The sequence below is a fragment of the Geodermatophilus sp. SYSU D00708 genome, assembly GCF_054050115.1.
Map to the genome: position 1 here is coordinate 1 of NZ_JBJGYS010000023.1, position 18790 is coordinate 18790.

Annotated in this window: 16 protein-coding genes; 9 read left to right on the forward strand and 7 right to left on the reverse strand. The window is 75.9% G+C overall.

Features of this window, described 5'->3' with window-relative positions:
• Positions 1-124: 124 nt before the first annotated feature.
• On the reverse strand, positions 125-502 hold the full coding sequence (locus tag ACI79D_RS18055) for a DUF4267 domain-containing protein (protein ID WP_456919847.1): 378 nt from the start codon (positions 500-502) through the stop codon (positions 125-127).
• 105 nt (positions 503-607) lie between these two features.
• Between ACI79D_RS18055 and ACI79D_RS18060 the strand changes: the two genes are divergently transcribed.
• Entirely contained in the window at positions 608-1372 is a 765-nt protein-coding gene (locus ACI79D_RS18060) for an alpha/beta fold hydrolase (protein WP_456919848.1), read from the forward strand.
• A 14-nt stretch (positions 1373-1386) separates the two neighbouring features.
• Here the strand turns inward: ACI79D_RS18060 and ACI79D_RS18065 are convergent, their stop codons facing one another.
• Positions 1387-1767, reverse strand: a complete 381-nt coding sequence (locus ACI79D_RS18065; protein WP_456919849.1) for a YybH family protein — start codon at positions 1765-1767, stop codon at positions 1387-1389.
• A gap of 148 nt (positions 1768-1915) precedes the next feature.
• On the opposite strand from ACI79D_RS18065, the gene ACI79D_RS18070 reads away from it, so the two are divergent.
• Positions 1916-2797, forward strand: a complete 882-nt coding sequence (locus ACI79D_RS18070) for an SAM-dependent methyltransferase (protein ID WP_456919850.1) — start codon at positions 1916-1918, stop codon at positions 2795-2797.
• An 87-nt stretch (positions 2798-2884) separates the two neighbouring features.
• Here the strand turns inward: ACI79D_RS18070 and ACI79D_RS18075 are convergent, their stop codons facing one another.
• Positions 2885-3361, reverse strand: coding sequence for a hypothetical protein (locus ACI79D_RS18075; protein ID WP_456919851.1), 477 nt, complete (start codon positions 3359-3361; stop codon positions 2885-2887).
• 97 nt (positions 3362-3458) lie between these two features.
• Positions 3459-4916 (reverse strand): AAA family ATPase, encoded by a 1458-nt coding sequence (locus tag ACI79D_RS18080; RefSeq protein WP_456919852.1) that lies wholly within the window; start codon positions 4914-4916, stop codon positions 3459-3461.
• A gap of 132 nt (positions 4917-5048) precedes the next feature.
• On the opposite strand from ACI79D_RS18080, the gene ACI79D_RS18085 reads away from it, so the two are divergent.
• From ACI79D_RS18085 to ACI79D_RS18095, 3 genes are read left to right on the forward strand one after another with little or no spacing between them, the layout of a single operon-like run.
• Positions 5049-7604 (forward strand): glutamate--cysteine ligase, encoded by a 2556-nt coding sequence (locus ACI79D_RS18085; protein ID WP_456919853.1) that lies wholly within the window; start codon positions 5049-5051, stop codon positions 7602-7604.
• The gene (locus ACI79D_RS18090) at positions 7604-9394 is read left to right on the forward strand and encodes an N-acetylglutaminylglutamine amidotransferase (RefSeq protein ID WP_456919854.1); all 1791 of its coding nucleotides are present in this window, start codon (positions 7604-7606) and stop codon (positions 9392-9394) included. The genes ACI79D_RS18085 and ACI79D_RS18090 overlap by 1 nt, the downstream gene beginning before the upstream one ends.
• On the forward strand, positions 9391-11313 hold the full coding sequence (locus ACI79D_RS18095; protein WP_456919855.1) for a S9 family peptidase: 1923 nt from the start codon (positions 9391-9393) through the stop codon (positions 11311-11313). Before ACI79D_RS18090 ends, ACI79D_RS18095 begins: the two co-directional genes overlap by 4 nt.
• Before the next feature lie 85 nt (positions 11314-11398).
• Here the strand turns inward: ACI79D_RS18095 and ACI79D_RS18100 are convergent, their stop codons facing one another.
• Positions 11399-12478, reverse strand: coding sequence for a DUF3048 domain-containing protein (locus ACI79D_RS18100; RefSeq protein WP_456919856.1), 1080 nt, complete (start codon positions 12476-12478; stop codon positions 11399-11401).
• 79 nt (positions 12479-12557) lie between these two features.
• Between ACI79D_RS18100 and ACI79D_RS18105 the strand changes: the two genes are divergently transcribed.
• The 3 genes from ACI79D_RS18105 to ACI79D_RS18115 are packed head-to-tail and all read left to right on the forward strand — an operon-like array spanning position 12558 to position 15278.
• Positions 12558-12980: a DUF1810 domain-containing protein gene (locus tag ACI79D_RS18105; protein ID WP_456919857.1), complete on the forward strand. Its 423-nt coding sequence runs from the start codon at positions 12558-12560 to the stop codon at positions 12978-12980.
• Positions 12981-13017: 37 nt separating this feature from the next.
• On the forward strand, positions 13018-14055 hold the full coding sequence (locus tag ACI79D_RS18110) for a glutathione S-transferase family protein (RefSeq protein WP_456919858.1): 1038 nt from the start codon (positions 13018-13020) through the stop codon (positions 14053-14055).
• 56 nt (positions 14056-14111) lie between these two features.
• Entirely contained in the window at positions 14112-15278 is a 1167-nt protein-coding gene (locus ACI79D_RS18115; protein WP_456919859.1) for an alkaline phosphatase, read from the forward strand.
• On the opposite strand, the gene ACI79D_RS18120 is transcribed toward ACI79D_RS18115, so the two are convergent.
• Positions 15253-17070 carry an ExeM/NucH family extracellular endonuclease gene (locus ACI79D_RS18120; RefSeq protein WP_456919860.1) on the reverse strand — a complete coding sequence of 606 codons (1818 nt, stop codon included), beginning with the start codon at positions 17068-17070 and terminating at the stop codon, positions 15253-15255. The two genes, ACI79D_RS18115 and ACI79D_RS18120, sit on opposite strands and share 26 nt — an antisense overlap.
• A gap of 117 nt (positions 17071-17187) precedes the next feature.
• Between ACI79D_RS18120 and ACI79D_RS18125 the strand changes: the two genes are divergently transcribed.
• Complete coding sequence (locus ACI79D_RS18125) at positions 17188-17958, forward strand: DUF6308 family protein (RefSeq protein ID WP_456919861.1); 771 nt, start codon at positions 17188-17190, stop codon at positions 17956-17958.
• 3 nt (positions 17959-17961) lie between these two features.
• Here the strand turns inward: ACI79D_RS18125 and ACI79D_RS18130 are convergent, their stop codons facing one another.
• Positions 17962-18702 carry an alanyl-tRNA editing protein gene (locus tag ACI79D_RS18130; RefSeq protein WP_456919862.1) on the reverse strand — a complete coding sequence of 247 codons (741 nt, stop codon included), beginning with the start codon at positions 18700-18702 and terminating at the stop codon, positions 17962-17964.
• Positions 18703-18790 lie beyond the last annotated feature (88 nt).

Below are 18790 nucleotides of genomic sequence, written 5' to 3' on the forward strand. Positions count from 1 at the left end.
GTGCTCTGCCCACGATGGTGGGCAGAGCACGACTCCCCGGGGGACGACACCCACCCGGCGGTGCCCCGTCGTGCGGAAGGCCGGTTCCGAGCGGCGCCGCAGCCCTGGTTGGCTCGGCGGCGGCTCAGTTCGCCATCGACCGGATGGCCAGCGCGGCCGCGCCGTAGGCCAGGGAGCTGATGATCGCCGCGACCGACGTCCGCGATCCGGCCTGGCGAGCCGCCGCCAGCGCGGTCAGGCTGTCGACCGCGTTCATGGCGGCCACCACGGCCAGCCCCCGGTCGACCTCCTCATCGCTGCGGGCGGTCAGCGCCAGCGCGGCGACGGCCAGCGTCCGGCTGCCGAACAGCCGCTGCAGCTGCAGTCCGGCCGGCGTGATCGGGACGCCGTACGAGCGGGCGACCGCGCGCGGTGCCACGACACTGACGAGCCCGAAGGCCGCCCCGGCCGCGCCGAGCGCCCTCGCCAGCGACTGCTTGGACGTGCCTGCGGTCGTTGCCACGGCGATCCCCCTGGAGGTCGGCCCCGACGGCTCGGCTCGCCGTCAGCCGCAGTCAACCAGCACCGACGTCCTCCCGCACCCGGCACGCGTTGCTAGCGTCGGGCCATGCCGGCCGCCGTGCCGCCCGAGGTCGCGCTGGAGCACCGGCCCACCACCTGGGGGGTCCTCCGCAGCCGCGTCGTCGGCACGCCCCGGGACGGCGTTCCGCAGGTGGTGGTCGTCCCGGGCCTGGCCGTGGCCAACTACCTGCAGCCGGCCGTGCGCGAGCTGGGCCGCTGGACCCGAGCGCACCTGGTCGAGCTGCCCGGCTTCTCCGGCAGCGGAGAACCGCCGCACCCGATGGACGTCCCGCAGTTCGCCGACGCCGTCGTCCAGTGGCTCGACGCGAGCGGCCTCGACCGGGTCGTGCTGGCCGGGCACTCCAGCGGCACCCAGGTGGCCGCCCGTGTCGCCGCGCGCCGGCCGCCGTCGGTGCGGGCGCTCGTGCTGGCCAGCCCGACGATGGACCCCCGCTTCCGGAGCACGCGCCGGATCCTGCTGGCCTGGCGCCGCAACCACGAACTGGAACCGAAGAGCCTCGACGAGCAGCACACCCCCGAACGACAGCGCGCAGGCCTGCGCCGGGTGCGGCACGCGCTGCGGGTCCACCTGGCCGACGCCCTCGAGGACGTCGTCCCGCAGGTGCCGGTCCCCGTCCTGGTGCTCCACGGGGACCAGGACCGGATCTGCACCCAGGCGTGGGCGCGGGAGCTGAGCGACCTGGCCCCCGACGGCCGGTTCCGCGCCGTGCCCGGGGCGCACAGCTTCGTGTGGACGGCGCCGGCGGCCTGGTCCGAGCCGATCGAGCGGCTGGCCCGCGAGACGACGTGATGCCGAGACCGCCGTCAGCTGCTCGGCGGCGGCTGGTCGGAGTTGAAGATGTCCCGCCACCACCGCCAGGAGCCGTCGGGCTGCCGCCGGTGGACGACGACGTACTTGCCGGACTCGACCACCGCACCCCTGGCCCTGATCTGGAACTGCCCCTCCTCGACGGCGAGGTCGTCGCGCTCCTCCACCAGCAGCGTGGTCAGCGACCCGCCGTCGACCCCCTGGTCGAGCACCTGCTTCCAGAAGTCGGTGATCGCGTCCGCGCCGTCCACCGCCGGCGCCCCCGGCGGCAGCAGCCGGGCGTCCGGCGCGTAGACCGACCCCATCATCGCGACGTCGCGCTTCTCGACACCCTGCACGAACGTGTCGTTCAGGACCTCGATGTCCCTGCGGCTCATGACGGCCTCCTCCACGCCGGAGATGTCCTCCCAGGCTGTGGGGCGCGCACGGGCGCGTCCAGGGTCCTAGGGCGTTGCCCGAGGCGTGCGGACGGCGGGAGGCTGGGCCCCCGTCCCCGCACCCGGGGGCCGCCGCGGAAGGCCGGCCATGGCTGCCGACGCACTGATGACCCGGGCGGTGGAGCTCGGCGTGGCCACCGACGCGCTGGCCGCACTCGCCGCCCACGTCCGCATCGAGACCGAGGGCCTGCCGGCCGACCCGGCGGTGCGCGCGGTGCTCGCCGACGTCGCCGCCGAGCTGCTCGGCGGGAACGCCGTCGCCCCGGTCCCCGCGGCCCAGGTCGTGGGGCTGGCCCGCACCTGGCTGCGGCAGGCCGTCGACCTGGTGGACGACCCCGGGCGGTCCGGAGGCTGGGACCGCGTCGACGAGCGGCTGCTGCAGAGCATCGGCCGGCTGTCGATGGGCATCGCCGGCGCCGTCCGGGCCGCCGAGCCGGCGCTGCCCGGGCTGGCCGAGGCGCTCGCCCGCCCCGGCTCGACGCTGCTCGACGTCGGCACCGGCACCGGGTGGCTGGCGATCGCGCTGGCGCAGGCCTATCCGCACCTGCACGTCACCGGGATCGACCTCTTCGAGCCGGCGCTCGACCTGGCCAAGGTCAACCGCGCCGATGCCGGGCTGACCGACCGGATCGACCTGCGCCTGCAGGACGCCGCGGCCCTCGACGAGACCGAGGCCTACGACGTGGTCTGGCTGCCCATGCCGTTCCTGCGGCGCGGCCTCGTCCCGGAGGTGCTGGAGGCCGCGTGCCGGGCGCTGCGTCCGGGCGGCTGGCTGCTGGCCGGCACGTTCGCCGGCGGCCCGGACCGGCTCGGGCAGCTGCTCACCGACCTGCGCACGGTGCGCAGCGGCGGGCACCCGTGGCAGCCGGCCGAGCTGCTGGACCTGCTCCGCGACGCCGGGCTGTCCGACGTCGCCGAGGTGCCGCGCAGCTGGGCCGCGCCGGTGCGCCTCTACGCCGGCCGGCACTGAGCCCACGGACGCTCGAGCTCTGCCCACCACGGTGGGCAGAGCACGACTGTCGCCGGACCGACCTGCTCCCGCCGGCGTCGCCCGGGATCAGGCGCTGCGCACGTCCGCGGTGTGCCACTGCGAGGGCCCCACGTCGAACGGGTAGGGCTGGTGCCCGGTGGCCCGCATCCGGCCCTCCGGCCGCGGCAGGCGGCGGTGCTCGCTACAGGTCGGCGGCCGCACCATCCCCGCCGGCGGCACCCTGGGCACGTTGCCGACGACCTCGTCGATGATCCCGTGGCGCTCCTCGTCGCCCGTGCCGCCGTCGGCGCAGCACAGGATCCAGCGGATCTCCTCCGGGCTGAGCCCGCGGTCGTGCAGCGCGAGGACCTGCTCGCGCCAGCGGATCGGGCCGTCCACCCCGCGGGCCGCGCCGGCCGACCCCGCCGCCAGGTGCGCGTCGAGCGCTATCTGACGGGACTCGAGCATCTTCTGCTCCAGCCCGAGGCGGTACTGCGTGAGCGCCGTGATGGCGCTGACCACCAGAGCGGCGATGGCGGCGACGCCAGTGATCCAGTCCGGCACAGGAGGACCCCCATGTCTCTCGAGGAACCGAGACGGAACATCCTCGTACCGCGACACGCCCGGCGCACAGGGTCCTGCGTCCCTGCTCAGGGCGCCGTCACACGGTGCGGGCGGCGCCGAGCAGGGTGCGGGTCATCGCGTTGCGGGTGTCGAGCAGCTCGTCGAGCGCGCTGGTCAGGTCGGCGGCGGACACGGACAGCGCGCCGCCCCCCGTGCGCTCGGCGGCGAACAGCGCGGCCCGGCGGATGAGCTCCTTGAGGAACGACGCCGTGACGCCGTCGGTGCGGTCCAGGACGTCGTCCAGGCCCGAGAGGTCCATCGCGAGGTCGCCGCGGTAGAGGTCGAACAGCGCGCGGCGGGCGTCGCGGTCGGGCAGCGTCAGCTCGACGGCCTGGTCGACCCGGCCGGGGCGGGCGGCCAGCGCCGGCTCGAGCAGGTCGGCCCGGTTGGTGGTGAGCAGGAAGACGACGTCGGCGTCCTCGGCGAGGCCGTCCATCTCGTTGAGCAGCTGGAACAGCAGCGGGTGGTGGCCGGGGTGCATGCCGCGGTCCTCGGCGATGAGGTCGACGTCCTCGACGACGATCATCGCCGGCTGCAGCGACCGGGCGACCGAGCACGCCTCGGCGATCAGGTGCAGCGCGCCGCCGGTGAGCTGGACGACGGTCGTCCCGGGCAGCCGGCCGATGAGGTACCGGACGGTGTGCGTCTTGCCGACGCCGGGCGGCCCGTAGAGCAGCAGGCCGCGCTTGAGGTGCTGCCCGGCGGCGAGCAGCCGCTCCTTGTGCCGGGCGACGTCGACGACCTGGCGCTCGATCTCGGCCATCGTCCCGGCGTCGAGCACCAGCTGCCCGGGCGCCAGCCGCGGCCGGCGGTGGAACTGGAGCAGCGTCTGCCCGTGCCCGAACACCTCCGTGCCGAAGGAGAGCACCTGGCCGCGGAAGACGTTCTCCCGCTCGGCGGCGGCCCCGATGTCCCGGACGGCGGCCCGCGCGGAGTCCGGGTCGGTGGACAGAGCCTGCACCGACACCCGGTCCACGCCCATCTCCGGCTCGGCGGCGCGCACCAGCACCGCGGTCCGGACGCCGCCCTCCGTGACGAGGTGCACCGCGCAGCGCAGGCACGGCCGTGTCGCGCCGTCCGGACCGCAGGGCAGGTTGACCGTCGCGGCGTTGCCCGGCCGCGGGCCGAACGGGTCGGCCGGCTGCCCGTCCATCGCCAGCAGCTCGGCCAGGCCGAAGGGGCGGTGCCGGAAGTTGACGATCCCGACCAGCTCGCTGGTCCGCCCGTCGGCGGCCAGCCAGGCGTCCAGCCCGGCCTGCACGTTGACGTGCTCGTAGCCGGGCCAGGTCTCCTCGACGACGTCCCCGCCCGCGGCGTCGCCCAGGTGCTCGCCGAGCAGCCCGGCGAGGGTGGCCCGGTCGTCGGCCCGCGCCGCGCGGGTCACCGCCCGCACGCCGCGGCGGGCGAGCTTGCCGAGGTCGGCCAGTTCCAGCGGCCGGTCGTCGACCGGCGCCGCGCCGTCCTGGGCCGCCGGTCCGTACGTCGTCCATTGCACCGCGGCAGCCTGGCAGGGCGACGACGCCGCGACCAGCGGTTCCCGGACGGCCCCGTGCCGGTGCCCGCCGGTTTCCCGAACGGGAACGCCGGGGACCCACCGATGCAACACGCGGCCGGTTAGCGTCCTCGGATGGCCGCAGAGCTGACGCTCGGCGCCGAGGAGGAGCTCCACCTCATCGACCTCGACCGGTGGGAGCTGTCGGCACGCGCGCCCCGGCTGCTCAGCCGGTTGCCCAGCTCGTCCTACGCCGCCGAGATCCAGCGGACCACCGTCGAGACCAACACCGCGGTGGTCACCACCCTGGCCGACCTGCGCGCGGAGCTGCTGCGGTTGCGCGAGCAGCTGGTCGCCGTCGCCGGCCGGGAGGGGCTCGGCGTCGCCGCCGTCGGGACGGCGCCCCGCTCCACCTTCGCCGACTTCGAGCTGACCGCCACCGGCCGCTACGGCCGCATGCACGAGCAGTACCGGCTGCTGGTCGACGAGCAGCTGATCTGCGGCACCCAGGTGCACGTCGGCGTCTCCGACCGCGACCTCGCCGTCGAGATCGCCCAGCGGGTCGCCCGCGACCTGCCCGTGCTGCTCGCCCTCTCCGCCAGCTCGCCGTTCTGGAACGGCTCCGACACCGGCTACAGCAGCATCCGCACGATCATCTGGCAGCGCTGGCCCACCGCCGGCGCGACCGGCCCGCTGGCCAGCGCCGCCGAGTACGACGCCCTGGTGGCCGACCTCATCGGCTCCGGGGTCATCGCCGACGCCAAGATGGCCTACTTCGACGTCCGGCCGTCGTCGCACGCGCCGACCCTGGAGCTGCGCGTCTGCGACGCCTGCCCGCTGGTGGACGACGCGGTCCTCATCGCCGGGCTGTTCCGGGCGATGGTCCGCGCCGCCGAGCTCGACGTGGCGGCCGGCCGCCCGCACGTGCCCGCCCCGGCGCCCCTGCACCGCGCCGCGATGTGGCAGGCGGCCCGCGGCGGCCTGACCCGCGAACTGCTCGACGGCGCCCCGCACCCGCGGCCGCGCCCGGCCGCCGACGTGGTGCGCGGCCTGCTCGCCCGGCTGCGGCCGCAGCTGGAGGAGCTCGGCGACTGGGAGACGGTCACCGAGCTGGCCGAGACCACCCTGGCCCGCGGCAACTCCGCCGACCGGCAGCGGGCGGCGTTCGCCGAGTCCGGCGACCTCACCGACGTCATGCGGCTGGTGGTCGCCGAGTCCCACGGCCCGGCAGGCGGCCCCGCGCCCGCAGGCCCGGCGCTGTGGCGGTACCGGTCCCGGGCCGGGGACGAGGCGATCGGCGCCGGCGCGGTCCCCCGGCCGGCCTACCGCGACGTGCTCGAGGTGGTCTCCGCGCTCCCGCCGGAGGAGGTCGCCCGGCGCGAGGCCGCCCGCGACGCCTGGCTCGCCGCGCAGGGCGTGACCTTCCGGGTGCAGGGCGAGGAGCGGCTGTTCGGCGTCGATCTGGTGCCGCGGATCGTCAACCGCCACGAGTGGCAGGAGCTGGCCGCCGGGCTGGTGCAGCGGGCCCGCGCCCTGGAGCTGTTCCTCCGCGACGTGTACGGCCCGCAACGGGTGCTCGCCGACGGGGTGCTGCCCCGTGAGGCCGTCCTCGACTGCCCCGGGTGGCGGCCCGAGGCCACCCGGCTGCCCCGCGACGCGGTCCGGGCCCCGGTGATGGGCTTCGACGTCGTCCGCACCGAGTACGGCGGCTGGCGGGTGCTGGAGGACAACCTGCGAGACCCCAGCGGCGCGGCCTACGCCGTGGCCGCCCGCCGGCTGCTCGACGCCGTCATGCCCGACCTGCCGCGGCCGGCCGGCCTGGCCCACCCGGCCGCCGTGTACGAGTCGCTGCGGGCGACCCTGCTCCGGCACGCCGAGCCCGGCACCGCGGCGGCGCTGCTCACCAGTGGCCCGGACAGCTCCGCCTGGTACGAGCACCGGAGACTGGCCGAGGGCGCCGGTCTGCTGCTGGTCACCGCCGACGACCTCGACACCGCCGAGGGCCGGGTGGTGCACCGGGGCAGCGGCTCGCCGATCGGCGCCCTGCACCTCCGGCTGGACGGCGAGCTGGCCGACCTCGCCGACACATCGGGCCGCCCGGTCGGGGCCGCGGTGCTCGACGTCGCGGCCGCCGGCGCGGTGGTGCTGGCCAACGCCCCCGGCAACGGCGTCGGCGACGACAAGGCCACGTACTGCTGGGTGCCCGAGCTGATCGGCTACTACCTCGACGAGCACCCGCTGCTGGAGTCGGTGCCCACCTACCGGCCGAGCGACGAGACCGAGCGGCGCGCCGTCCTCGAGCGGGTCGGCGAGCTGGTCACCAAACCCGTCGACGGCTTCGGCGGCTCCGGCGTGCTGATCGGCCCGGCGGCACCCGCGGCCGCCGTCGCCCGGCGGCGCGCGGAGATCGCCCTGCGGCCCGGCGGGTGGGTGGCCCAGGAGGTCGTCGCGCTCTCCTCCGCGCCGGCGCTGGACCCCGCCGGCCTGCACCCGCGGCACATCGACCTGCGGGCGTTCGTCCACCTCACCGGCACCGGGCCCGACGACGCCTCGGTGCCCCCGCTCGCGCTGACCCGGGTCGCCGCCCCCGGCAGCCTCGTCGTGAACAGCTCGCAGGGCGGCGGAGCGAAGGACACCTGGCTGATCACCGGGCCGACGCCGTCGGACCCGAGGGGGAAGGGGAACCGCTGATGTGCGGACTCGCCGGAGAACTGCGCCTCGACGGAGGGCGGGCCGACGTCGCCGTCCTCGACCGGATGACCGCCTGCCAGGCCCACCGCGGCCCGGACGGCGACGGGCTGTGGGCCCGCGGCCCGATCGGGCTCGGCCACCGCCGGCTGTCGATCATCGATCTCTCCGAGCGGGGCGCCCAGCCGATGGTCGACCCGCACCTGGGGCTGACCGTCGTCTTCAACGGGATCATCTACAACCACCGGCAGCTGCACGCCGACCTCGCCGCCCGCGGCCACCGCTTCTTCTCGACGTCGGACACCGAGGTGGTGCTCAAGGCCTACGCCGAGTGGGGCACCGCCTGCGTCGAGCACTTCCTCGGCATGTTCGCCTTCGCCGTGGTCGAGCACGCCACCGGCCGGCTGGTGCTGGCCCGCGACCGGCTCGGCATCAAGCCGCTCTACGTCGACGCCCGGCCCGACCGCGTGCGGTTCGCCTCCACCGTGCAGGCGCTGCTGGCCGGCGGCGGCGTCGACACCGCGATCGACCGGACCGCGCTGGCGCACTACATGACCTTCCACTCCGTCGTCCCGGCGCCGCGGACGATCCTGGCCGGGGTGCGCAAGCTGCCGCCGGCCACCGTGCGGGTCGTCGAGCCCGACGGCACCAGCCGGGACACCGTCTACTGGCGGCCGCTGTTCACCCGCGACCCCGACCGGGCCGGCTGGACCTCCCGGGACTGGGAGGAGGCGCTGCTCGCCGCCCTGCGCACCGCCGTCGAGCGGCGCATGGTCTCCGACGTGCCGGTCGGCGTGCTGCTGTCCGGCGGCATCGACTCCAGCCTCGTCGTCGCGCTGCTGGCCGAGCAGGGGCAGACCGGGCTGGCCACGTTCAGCATCGGCTTCGAGTCCGCCGGCGGGGAGTCCGGCGACGAGTTCGAGTACTCGTCGCTGGTGGCGCAGCGGTTCGCCACCGACCACCACCGCATCGCCATCGACAACTCGCGGCTGCTGCCGGGCATCGACGCCGCCGTCGCCGCGATGAGCGAGCCGATGGTCAGCCACGACTGCGTCGCCTTCTACCTGCTCGCGCAGGACGTGTCGCAGCACGTCAAGGTCGTGCAGTCCGGGCAGGGCGCCGACGAGGTGCTCGGCGGCTACGACTGGTACCCGCCGCTGTCCGGGGTGCCCCGCGCCGACGCCGTCGAGGCCTACTCCCGGGTGTTCTTCGACCGCCGCTGGGCGGCGATGGGCGAGCTGCTCGAGCCGGAGTGGCTGGTCGACTCCGACGCCCCGACCGCGTTCATCAGCGAGCAGTTCGGGCAGCCCGGCGCGGAGACCGCGGTGGACGCCGCGCTGCGCAACGACACCACGGTCATGCTGGTCGACGACCCGGTGAAGCGGGTCGACAACATGACGATGGCCTGGGGCCTGGAGGCGCGGGTGCCCTTCCTCGACCACGAGCTGGTCGAGCTGGCCGGGCGGATCCCACCGGAGCTCAAGCTCGCCGACGGCGGCAAGGGCGTGCTCAAGCGGGCCGCGCGCGGGATGGTCCCGGACGAGGTCATCGACCGGACCAAGGGATACTTCCCGGTGCCGGCCATCCGGCAGCTCGACGGCCCCTACCTGGAACGGGTCCGCGAGGCGCTGACCGACCCGGCCGCCAAGCGGCGTGGCCTGTTCCGGCCGGACACTGTGGAGCGCATGCTGCGGGAGCCGAACGTCACCCGGACGACCCTCGGCTCCAACGCGCTGTGGCAGGTGGCGCTGCTGGAGATGTGGCTGCAGAAGGTGGAGGACACAGCACGGTGACGACCCACGTGGACGCGAGCCCGACGACCGTCGAGGCCGCGGCCGCGCTCGCCGACGACCTCGTCGACGCCTGGGGCAGCTGGGGCCCGAACATGACCCCCGACGCCCGCTGCGTCGCGTTCATCAGCGACCGGTCGGGCACGCCTCAGGTGTGGATCCAGGACGTCGTCCTCGACGGCCCGATCCCGCCGGCCCGGCACATCCGGCTCTCCGACGACCCGGTGGTCAAGGTCCGGTGGGCGGCCGACAGCGGCTGGCTGACCTGCGAGGTGGCCACCGACGGCGGCGTCCGGACGGCGGTCTGGGTGGTGCGGCCCGACGGCACCGACGCGCGGCGCGTGGCCGGGGACGCCGAGACCCACGCGGAGCTGGGCCCGTGGACGCGCAGCGGGCACCGCTTCGTCGTCACCTTCCCGGGAGCCGGGCCCGACGTGCCGACCCGCTCCTACCTGGCCGACCCGGCGACCGGGCGGATGGACCCCCTCGCCGAGGGCGACCTGATCCACGTGCTGGACGTGTCGCTGGAGGAGCGGTTCATCGTCATCCGCGACGGCCAGCGCGGCCAGCAGTACGTCTCCGTCGTCGACCGGCTCACCGACGAGGACTTCAGCGCGCTGCCCCACGGCGCGACCGGCTCGACCGAGGTGGCGCTCATCCGGCCCGCGCCGGAGGACCACCGCGGCCCGGTCTACGTCTACCTCGCCTCCGACGTCGGGCTGCCCCGGCGGCAGCTCATCGGGCTGCCGTTCGGGCCCAACGGCTGGCGCGGGGAGGCCCGCTGCCTGGCGGCCCGCGACGACGCGGAGCTGGAGGGCATCGACGCCGACGACGCCGGCCGGCTGCTGCTGCTGGTGTGGAACGTCGCCGGCCGCAGCGAGCTGGAGCTGATGGACACCGCCACGGGCGGGCGCACGCCGATCACCGGCCTGCCCGGCCTGGTCGCCGCCGACCCGGTGCTCAGCCGCGACGGCTCGAGCGTGGTGCTCGGCGTCCAGGGCCCCACCCGCCCCCGCGAGCTGTGGCACCTGGACACCACCACGCACGCCTGGACCCGGGTCACCTCCGCGCCGCCGCTGCCCAAGCGACGGCTGGTCGTGCCGACGCTGGAGACCTTCGCCGGCCGGGACGGGCTGCCGCTGACCGGCTGGCTGTACCGCGCCCCGAGCCGGCTCAAGGCCCCCGGACCGGTGGCGCTGTACCTGCACGGCGGTCCGGAGGGCCAGGAGCGGCCCACCTTCGAGCCCGAGCACCAGGCGCTGGCCGCGGCGGGGATCACGGTGTTCGCGCCCAACATCCGCGGCTCCTCGGGGTTCGGCCGGGAGTTCGTGCACGCCGACGACGTGCACCTGCGGTACGACGCCTTCGCCGACGTGCTCGCCGCGGCCGACCACGTCGTGGCGGCCGGGATCGCCGAGAGCGACCGGATCGCGGTGACCGGCCGGTCCTACGGCGGGTACCTGACGCTGGCCTCGCTGGCCTTCTCACCCGGGGTGTTCGCCGCGGGCGTCGACGTCTGCGGCATGTCCGACCTGGTGTCGTTCTACCGGGACAGCGAGCCGTGGATCGCCGCGGCGGCGGTGAGCAAGTACGGCCACCCCGAGCGCGACCGCGCGCTGCTCGAGGACATCTCGCCCCTGGCCTCGGCCCACCGGATCGACGCCCCGCTGCTGGTCATCCACGGCGAGCACGACACGAACGTGCCGATCGGCGAGGCGCACCAGGTCGTCGCGACGCTGCGCGCGCTGGACCGGCCGGTGGAGTACCTGGAGCTCAAGGCCGAGGGGCACGTCTTCCGGCGGGCCGACTCCCGCAAGCTGATCGTGCGGACGACGCTGGACTTCCTGGTCGGCTCCCTGGACGGGCCGCGCCCGGCCGCCGTGGCCGCCGCGCCGCCGTCGGAGGGGCTACCGGCGGAGTAGCACCCGGTGCCGTTGCGGGCGTTCCTCGTGCACTGCCGGTCCTGCAGGACCCGCGATCCACGAGGAGCGCCCGCAATGGCGGTCCTCAGCCGACGGTCACCGACCCCGTCGCGTTCGGCACCAGCTCGACCCAGGTCCGGCCGGGCGCGAGCCGGACCGGCTGGCCGTCGGGGCCGGTGAGCCGCACCGGCTCGTCCGCCGACCCCTTCGACCAGGTGACCGGCACCGAGCGGCCGCCGGAGGCGACCAGCGCCTCTCCCCCGCCGACCATGACCGTCTCCGGCACGGGGTTGCGGGCGCTGTCCTTGTACTTCGTGTCGACGACGTCCACGCGCAGGACGACGACGTTGGTCGCCCGCAGCGGGGTGCCGTCGGCCTCGACCGCCGGCGTGCCGCCCTCGGCCCGCACCCAGGCGCCGTCCGGCTGGCTCCAGGTCCAGCGCGGCGTGCTGATCCGGGACAGCGCGAGGTCCAGGGTGGCCGCCGGGGTGCCGTCGGTCAGCGCCGTGGGCTGCTCGTCCCCGGTGGCGAGGTCGAACTGCGGCGGCGGCGCGGCCTGGTGGTCGGCGTCGGCCTGGGCGAGCAGCGCGGCCGGGTCGACGTAGGTGTTGTGCGGCGCGACGCGGTCGCTCACCCGGGTGAAGCCGGCGCCCGTCCCGGGGTCGACGACCTGCAGGCCGGCGTCACGGGTGGCCTGGACGAACGGCTTCTGGCCACCGGAGAAGGCCAGCAGCCCGTGCAGCGGCGCGACGATGTTGGGGTCCATCGGCCGCACCGAGCGCACCGGGCCGATCGACGGCGGCAGGGTGGAGTGGTAGACGGCGACGTAGCGGGCGATGCCGCCCTCGACGACCTCCTCCCACACCAGGTCGGCGGCGTTCAGGCCGCTCTGCGGGCGGGCGTCGGCGGAGTTCTCCACCTTGATCGCCAGCGCGGGGCGGTCGACGTCGGCGCCGGCGCTGTCCACCCCGGTGAGGGGCCACAGCACGGGCGGGGGTGGCGGGGGCGTGGTCGCGGTCGGCGCCGCCGAGGCGGCCGGCTCCGCGGGGGTCTGCGCGCCGCAGGCGACCGTCGTCCCCAGGACCGCACCGGCCAGCAGGGCCGTCCCGAGCCGGCGGCGTCCTCGATCCCGTGCGCGCCCGGCACGGCTTCCTCCGATGTTCACCCGTACGTCATCGGCAGGCCGGCGCCCCGGGTGCACCGGGCGTGGTTGGCGCGGGCCCGCGGCGGACACGGGAGACGGCGTGAGCGATCCCTTCGACCTCGAGCGGTTCGTGCAGGCCCAGGACCGCGGGACCTACGAGCAGGCGCTGGCCGAGCTGCGGGCGGGCGCGAAGCGCAGCCACTGGATGTGGTTCGTCTTCCCGCAGGTCGCCGGCCTCGGCCGCAGCGCGACCGCACAGCGCTACGCGGTCTCCGGGCTGCCGGAGGCCCAGGCCTACCTCGACCACCCGGTGCTCGGCGCGCGGCTGGTCGAGTGCGCGCAGGCGCTGCTGGACCTGGGCACCGACGACGCCGTCCGGGTGTTCGGGCCGGTCGACGCGGGAAAGCTGCGCTCGTCGATGACGCTGTTCGAGCGGGCCGAGCCCGAGGTCGCCGTCTTCGGCCAGGTGCTGGACCGGTTCTTCGGCGGCGAGCGCGACGAGGCGACACTCACCCGGCTCTGACGGGCGCGCCGCCGTCGCGTCGATCAAGCTGGGGGGCGTGAGTGCGGACAGCAGCGGATCGGGCTACGTGACCGGCGGCGAGTACAACCGGGACTCGGCCTACATCAGCGACCGGATCACCGCCGACGGCTCCGGCGGCTGGCCGGTCGAGCCCGGCCGCTACCGGCTGGTCGTGGCGCGGGCCTGCCCGTGGGCGAACCGCGCGGTGATCGTGCGCCGCCTGCTCGGCCTGGAGGACGCGATCTCCATGGCCCTGTGCGGGCCGACCCACGACGAGCGGTCGTGGACCTTCGACCTCTACCCCGACGGCCGCGACCCGGTGCTGGGCTACGAGCGGCTGCAGGAGGCCTTCCTGGCCCGCTTCCCCGACTACGACCGCGGGATCACGGTGCCCACGATCGTCGACGTCCCCAGCGGGCAGGTGGTCACCAACGACTTCGCCCAGATGACGCTGGACCTGTCCACCGAGTGGACGAAGTACCACCGGCAGGGCGCCCCCGACCTCTACCCCGAGCACCTGCGCGAGGAGATGGACGAGGTGATGCGGCGGGTCTACACCGAGGTCAACAACGGGGTGTACCGCTGTGGGTTCGCCGGCTCCCAATCGGCGTACGACGAGGCCTACGACCGGCTGTGGACGGCGCTGGACTGGCTGGAGGAGCGGCTGGCCGACCGGCGCTACCTGATGGGCGGGTCGATCACCGAGGCCGACGTCCGGCTGTTCACCACGCTGGCCCGCTTCGACGCCGTCTACCACGGCCACTTCAAGGCCAACCGGCAGAAGCTGACCGAGATGCCGGTGCTGTGGGCCTACGCGCGCGACCTGTTCCAGACCCCGGGGTTCGGCGACACGATCGACTTCCCCCAGATCAAGGAGCACTACTACGTCGTCCACGCCGACATCAACCCGACCCAGGTCATCCCGCAGGGGCCGGACACGTCGAACTGGCTGACCCCGCACGGCCGGGAGGAGCTCGGCGGGTCGCCGTTCGGCGACGGCACGCCGCCCGGGCCGCCGCCGGAGGACGAGACGGTCCCCGCCGACCACGGCCCCGGGGGCATCGGCCACCGCTGAGCCGGTCGGGCTCCGGGGCGGCGCGGCCGGGGCGAGTGCGGGAGGGAGTGGACCGCATGAGCCGGCACCGGTGGTCGGCCCGCGCCGCGGCGCTCGGCAGCGCCGTCCTCCTGGCGGCGTGCACGGTGGGCACCGCCGGCACGGTCGCCGACCACTCCAGCGCAGGCCCGACGTCGCCGGTCCGCGGCGCGCTCCCGCCGCGCAGCGTGGTCCTCGTCGTCGGGGACGGCATGGGCGCCGCCCAGCGCGAGGCCGGCCGGCTGGACCAGGAGGGCGCCCACGGGCGGCCGGCCATGGACTCCCTCGCCGTGGCCGGCGAGCAGACCACCGCCCCCGACGACCCCACGACCGCCGTGACCGACTCCGCGGCCGCGGCCACGGCGTGGGCCACCGGCGTCCGGACGCGCAACGGCGCGATCAGCCTGGACCCGCAGGGCAACCCGCTGACCCCGCTCGGCACCGAGGCCGCGGACGCCGGGATCGCGACGGGGGTGGTGACCACCGCGGAGGTCACCGATGCCACCCCGGCCGCGTTCTTCGCCACCACGCCCGACCGGGACGCGCAGGAGGACATCGCCGGCCAGTACCTGGAGGACGGCGGCCCCGCGGTGGTCCTGGGCGGCGGCGCGGACCGCTGGTCCGGGGGCCTGCTCGACGCCGCCCGCGGGCGGGGCTACGCGACGGTGACCGACGGCGCCGGGCTCGCGGCCGCGGGCGGCGACCGGGTGCTCGGCCTGTTCGCCCGCGGCCCGCTGTACGGCGGCCCCTCCGGCGTGTCGCTGGCGGAGCTGACCCGCGCCGCGCTGGCCCGGCTCTCCGCCGACCCGGACGGGTTCTTCCTCCTCGTCGAGGAGGAGGGCGTGGACGCGACGGGCCACGACAACGCCGGCGCCGGCCTGCTCGCGGCCCTGCGCGCGCTGGACGACGCCGTCCAGGTGGTCCGGGACCACGTCGCCGCGCACCCCGACACGCTGCTGGTCGTGGCCGGCGACCACGAGACCGGCGGCCTGTCCGTCGAGGTGGGCGGCTCCGTCCCGGTCGGAGACGACGGCCCGTTCCCCGTGGCCGGCAGCGACCGGGCCTTCGTGCTGCGCTGGGCGACCGACGGCCACACCGGCGCGCCGACTCCCGTGACCGCCGAGGGCCCGGGCAGCGACCGACTGGCGGGCAGCTACCCGAACACCCACCTGCACGGGGTCATGCGGGAGGTGCTGCTCGGCTGAGGCAGGCCGGGCCGGCGGCGAGGCCGGCGGCGCCCGCGTCGACCCCCAGCACGAGCGGGTCGTGGTCGCTGGAGCGGTACGGGTCGGGCGCGTAGAGGGCCGGGTCGCCGTCGTACTGGTAGGCCGACGACTCGACCGCGTTGACCGGCCAGTGCGCCAGCCCGGTGACCCGCGCCGCCAGCGACGGCGTGGCCAGCGCGTGGTCCAGCGACCCGGAGCGGCCGTCGAACACGTAGCTGTACCGGTCCGGGTCGAACCGCTCGCCGAGCTCGGTCAGGCCGGCCGCGCGCAGCGCCTCGACCGGGTCCTCCTGGGTGTAGGCGTTGAGGTCGCCGAGGACGACGACGTCCGGGTCGGTCGCGGCGAGGTCCGCCACGAAGCCGGCCAGCGAGCGGGCCTGCCGGACCCGGTCGCCGTTCCACGCGCCCTGGCCGTCGCCGGTGTCGGCGTTGTCCCCGGTGGCCCCGTCGGCCGACCCCTTGGACTTGAAGTGGTTGGCGACGACGGTGAGCACCTCGCCGCCCGCCGCGAAGGTCTGCGCGACCGGTTCGCGGGCGTTGCCCCAGACCGCCTCGTCCACCAGTCCGACCGGGTCGCCGACCGGCCGGACGGCGGCGGTGCGGTAGACGATCGCGTTGCGGATGGCGTCCCGCTCGACGCCGTACAGCGCGGCCGGCAGCGGCACGAACGCCCACTCCTCGCCGATGCGCCCGGTGAGCCGCCCGGTCAGGTCGGCCAGCGCCCGGTCGGCGTCGCCGGGGCTGAAGCCGGTGGTGTCGGTGTCCTCGACCTCGAGCAGGGTCACCACGTCGGCGTCCAGCCCGGCGATGGCCGACACGACCTTCGCGGCCTGCTCCTCGAACTCCGCGTCGGTGCGGGCCCCGCGGGCGTCGGGGCCGCTGCGGGTGAGGAAGTAGTTGAGCACGTTGAACGAGCCGATCCGCAGGGCGCCGCCGACGTCGTCCGGTGCGGCCGGGCGGGTGTCCTGCGGGGCGAGGAGGCCCTCGGCCGTGCCGTCGGCGGGCTGCAGCCGCCACTGGCCGAAGCCCCAGCCGAGGACCACCGGCTCGGTGAACCGGACCCCGTCGCCCACCCGCACCGGCGTCGTCGGCGACAGGTACGGGCGGGTCGTGACGCTCACCCGCGCGCTGACGCCGTCGTCCAGGACGACGCTCCGCCGCGCGTCGTAGGCGGCCACCGCCTGCGCGGCCGGGCCGGGTCGCGCCACCTCGGTGGGCTGCACCAGCACCCCGCCCTCGGACAGGGTGAGCTCGCCGAAGGCGACCAGGTCGAACACGTCGCTCACGGTCAGCTCGTCGGCCGGCTCGACCAGCACGCCCTCCAGCCGCTCGCGGGCCGCGTCGCCGGCGGGCAGGTCGAGGACGGCCGGCGCCGGGAGTGGGCTGCCGGTGGCGCAGACGGTGACGTCCGAGCGGGCTGCGATCTGCGTCTGACCCTGGAACTCCTGTGCCTCGCCGCTGACCGCGACGGTGTCGCCGAGGGCCACCGGCACGGGGCTGAACACGAAGACCCCGTCGGAGGTCGCGTCGTCGCCGTCCGACGCCTGGACGTAGAACCCCGAGAACCCGGGCAGGTCGGCGACGACGACGCCGCGGACGGTGACCTGCCGCCCGGCCAGCGGCGTGGCCGCGCCGGTCCCCTGGACCTGGCCGATCTCGTGCGTAGGGTCGGTCGCGCAGTCGGCGGCGACCGCCTGCGCGGCCGGCAGTCCGGCGAGGACGAGGACCAGGGCGCCGAGGACGGCGCGCCGGCGGGCGGGGGACGGGGGCACGCGACGCTCCTTCGGTCGGGGGGAGCGACTCCGGGCGCACGGACGACGGTAGGCCAGTCGCCCGCGACTCGCCGCGCCCTGCTGTGCGACGGAGGCCGCGTCCACCAGGCTGGGGCGGTGCCCGACGGGAGTCTTCCCCTCCGCCTGCCGAGCGCCGGCCCCGAGCCGCTGACGGTCGAGACCGCGGTGGCGGCGGTGCTCGGCTACGCCCGCGGACGCCGGCCGCTGTGGTTCCGCTCCCTCGGCCGCCCGGAGGGCCGGTGGCTGCGCGTCCTGGCCTTCAACTACGAGCGCTTCGACGGCCGGACCCGCGGCACGGGCCCGCTCGGCGACGACGACGTCCTGACCGCCGAGGGGCTGCACGGCCGGCTCGACCCGGCCGGGTGGGCCGCCGTCCGCGCCGCGATGGACGACGTGGCCCCGCTCGCGGACGCCGTGACGCAGCGGGCCGCCGGCCGCGCCTTCTGGGAGCTGCCGGCCGACGAGCTGTCGGTGCTCGCCGAGCCCGGGACGGTGGGCGCGGCGCTGCGCGAGATCGGCGAGCGGGTGGCCGGGCCGTCGCGCGACCACCTCGGCGCGGCGCTGCACCACCGGCGTCCGGAGCTGTTCCCGCTGGTCGACGCGACGACCCGCCGGCAGCTGCTCCCCCACCTCGAGGAGGGCGACAGCGGGGTCGAGGCGGTCGTGCACCGGGAGCTGGTCGCCGGCGCCGCGGCCTTCGCCGTCCTCGAGACGACGGTGTCGGAGCTGCTGGTGGCCACAGGTGGGGTCCCGCTCACCCGGCTGCGGCTGCACGACGTCCTGGTGTGGCTGGCCGGCAGCCTGCGGCTGACCCACGCCGTCGTCCTGGGCCGGGAGACCCCCGAGTGGGCCGCGTACCGGGCCTGAGCCTCAGACGACGCGGATGCGCAGCCGGCGGAACCCGCGGCCCTTGTTCTCCATCTTGGTGACCTCGACCCGGCCCACCATCGACGTGCTCGCCACGTGCGTGCCGCCGTCGGCCTGGGTGTCCAGGCCGACGATGTCGACGATCCGCACCACCTCGATGTCGGGCGGGAGCAGGTTGGTGGCGGTGCGGATGATGTCGGGGATCGCGAACGCCTCGTCGCGCGGCAGGGTCTTGACCTCGATCGGCCGGTCGGCGGCGATCTCGGCGTTGACCGCCTCGGCCACCCGGTCCTTGAAGTCCGGCGGCACCTCGGCCAGGTCGAAGTCCATCCGGGCGGTCAGCGGCTCCATGTTGCCGCCGGTGACCAGCGCGCCGAAGTCGCGGAAGACCACGCCGGTGAGCACGTGCAGCCCGGAGTGGGTGCGCATCAGCTGCGTGCGCCGCTCGTCGTCGAGGGCACCGCGGACCGCGGTGCCGGCCGGCGGGACCGGGTCGCCCTCGACGGGGATCAGGTAGAGCTCGTCGCCCTTGCGGGTGCCGGCGATCCGGGTGCGGACGCCGCCCCACAGCAACACCCCCTCGTCCGGCGGCTGCCCGCCCCCGCCGGGGTAGAAGGCGCTGCGGTCGAGGACGATCCCCTGCTCCGGGTCGGCCGCCACCACCGTGGCGTCCCACTCCCGGACGGTCGCGTCGGCCAGGTCGAGGCGGTGGGTGTGTCCGTGTCGGTCGGAGGCGCTGGTCACCCCGCGCATGCTGCTCCAGGCGGGCGGACGGCGGTGCGGACGGGCTCGCGGCTCCGGCGACCGACCCGTCCCACGCCCGGGTCCGGAA

Excerpts from the sequence above, each read along its gene's own strand:
- ACI79D_RS18060 (WP_456919848.1), top strand. The coding sequence starts at position 608 with ATGCCGGCCGCCGTGCCGCCCGAGGTCGCGCTGGAGCACCGGCCCACC.
- ACI79D_RS18065 (WP_456919849.1), bottom strand. The coding sequence starts at position 1,767 with ATGAGCCGCAGGGACATCGAGGTCCTGAACGACACGTTCGTGCAGGGT.
- ACI79D_RS18070 (WP_456919850.1), top strand. The coding sequence starts at position 1,916 with ATGGCTGCCGACGCACTGATGACCCGGGCGGTGGAGCTCGGCGTGGCC.
- ACI79D_RS18085 (WP_456919853.1), top strand. The coding sequence starts at position 5,049 with ATGGCCGCAGAGCTGACGCTCGGCGCCGAGGAGGAGCTCCACCTCATC.
- ACI79D_RS18090 (WP_456919854.1), top strand. The coding sequence starts at position 7,604 with ATGTGCGGACTCGCCGGAGAACTGCGCCTCGACGGAGGGCGGGCCGAC.
- ACI79D_RS18115 (WP_456919859.1), top strand. The coding sequence starts at position 14,112 with ATGAGCCGGCACCGGTGGTCGGCCCGCGCCGCGGCGCTCGGCAGCGCC.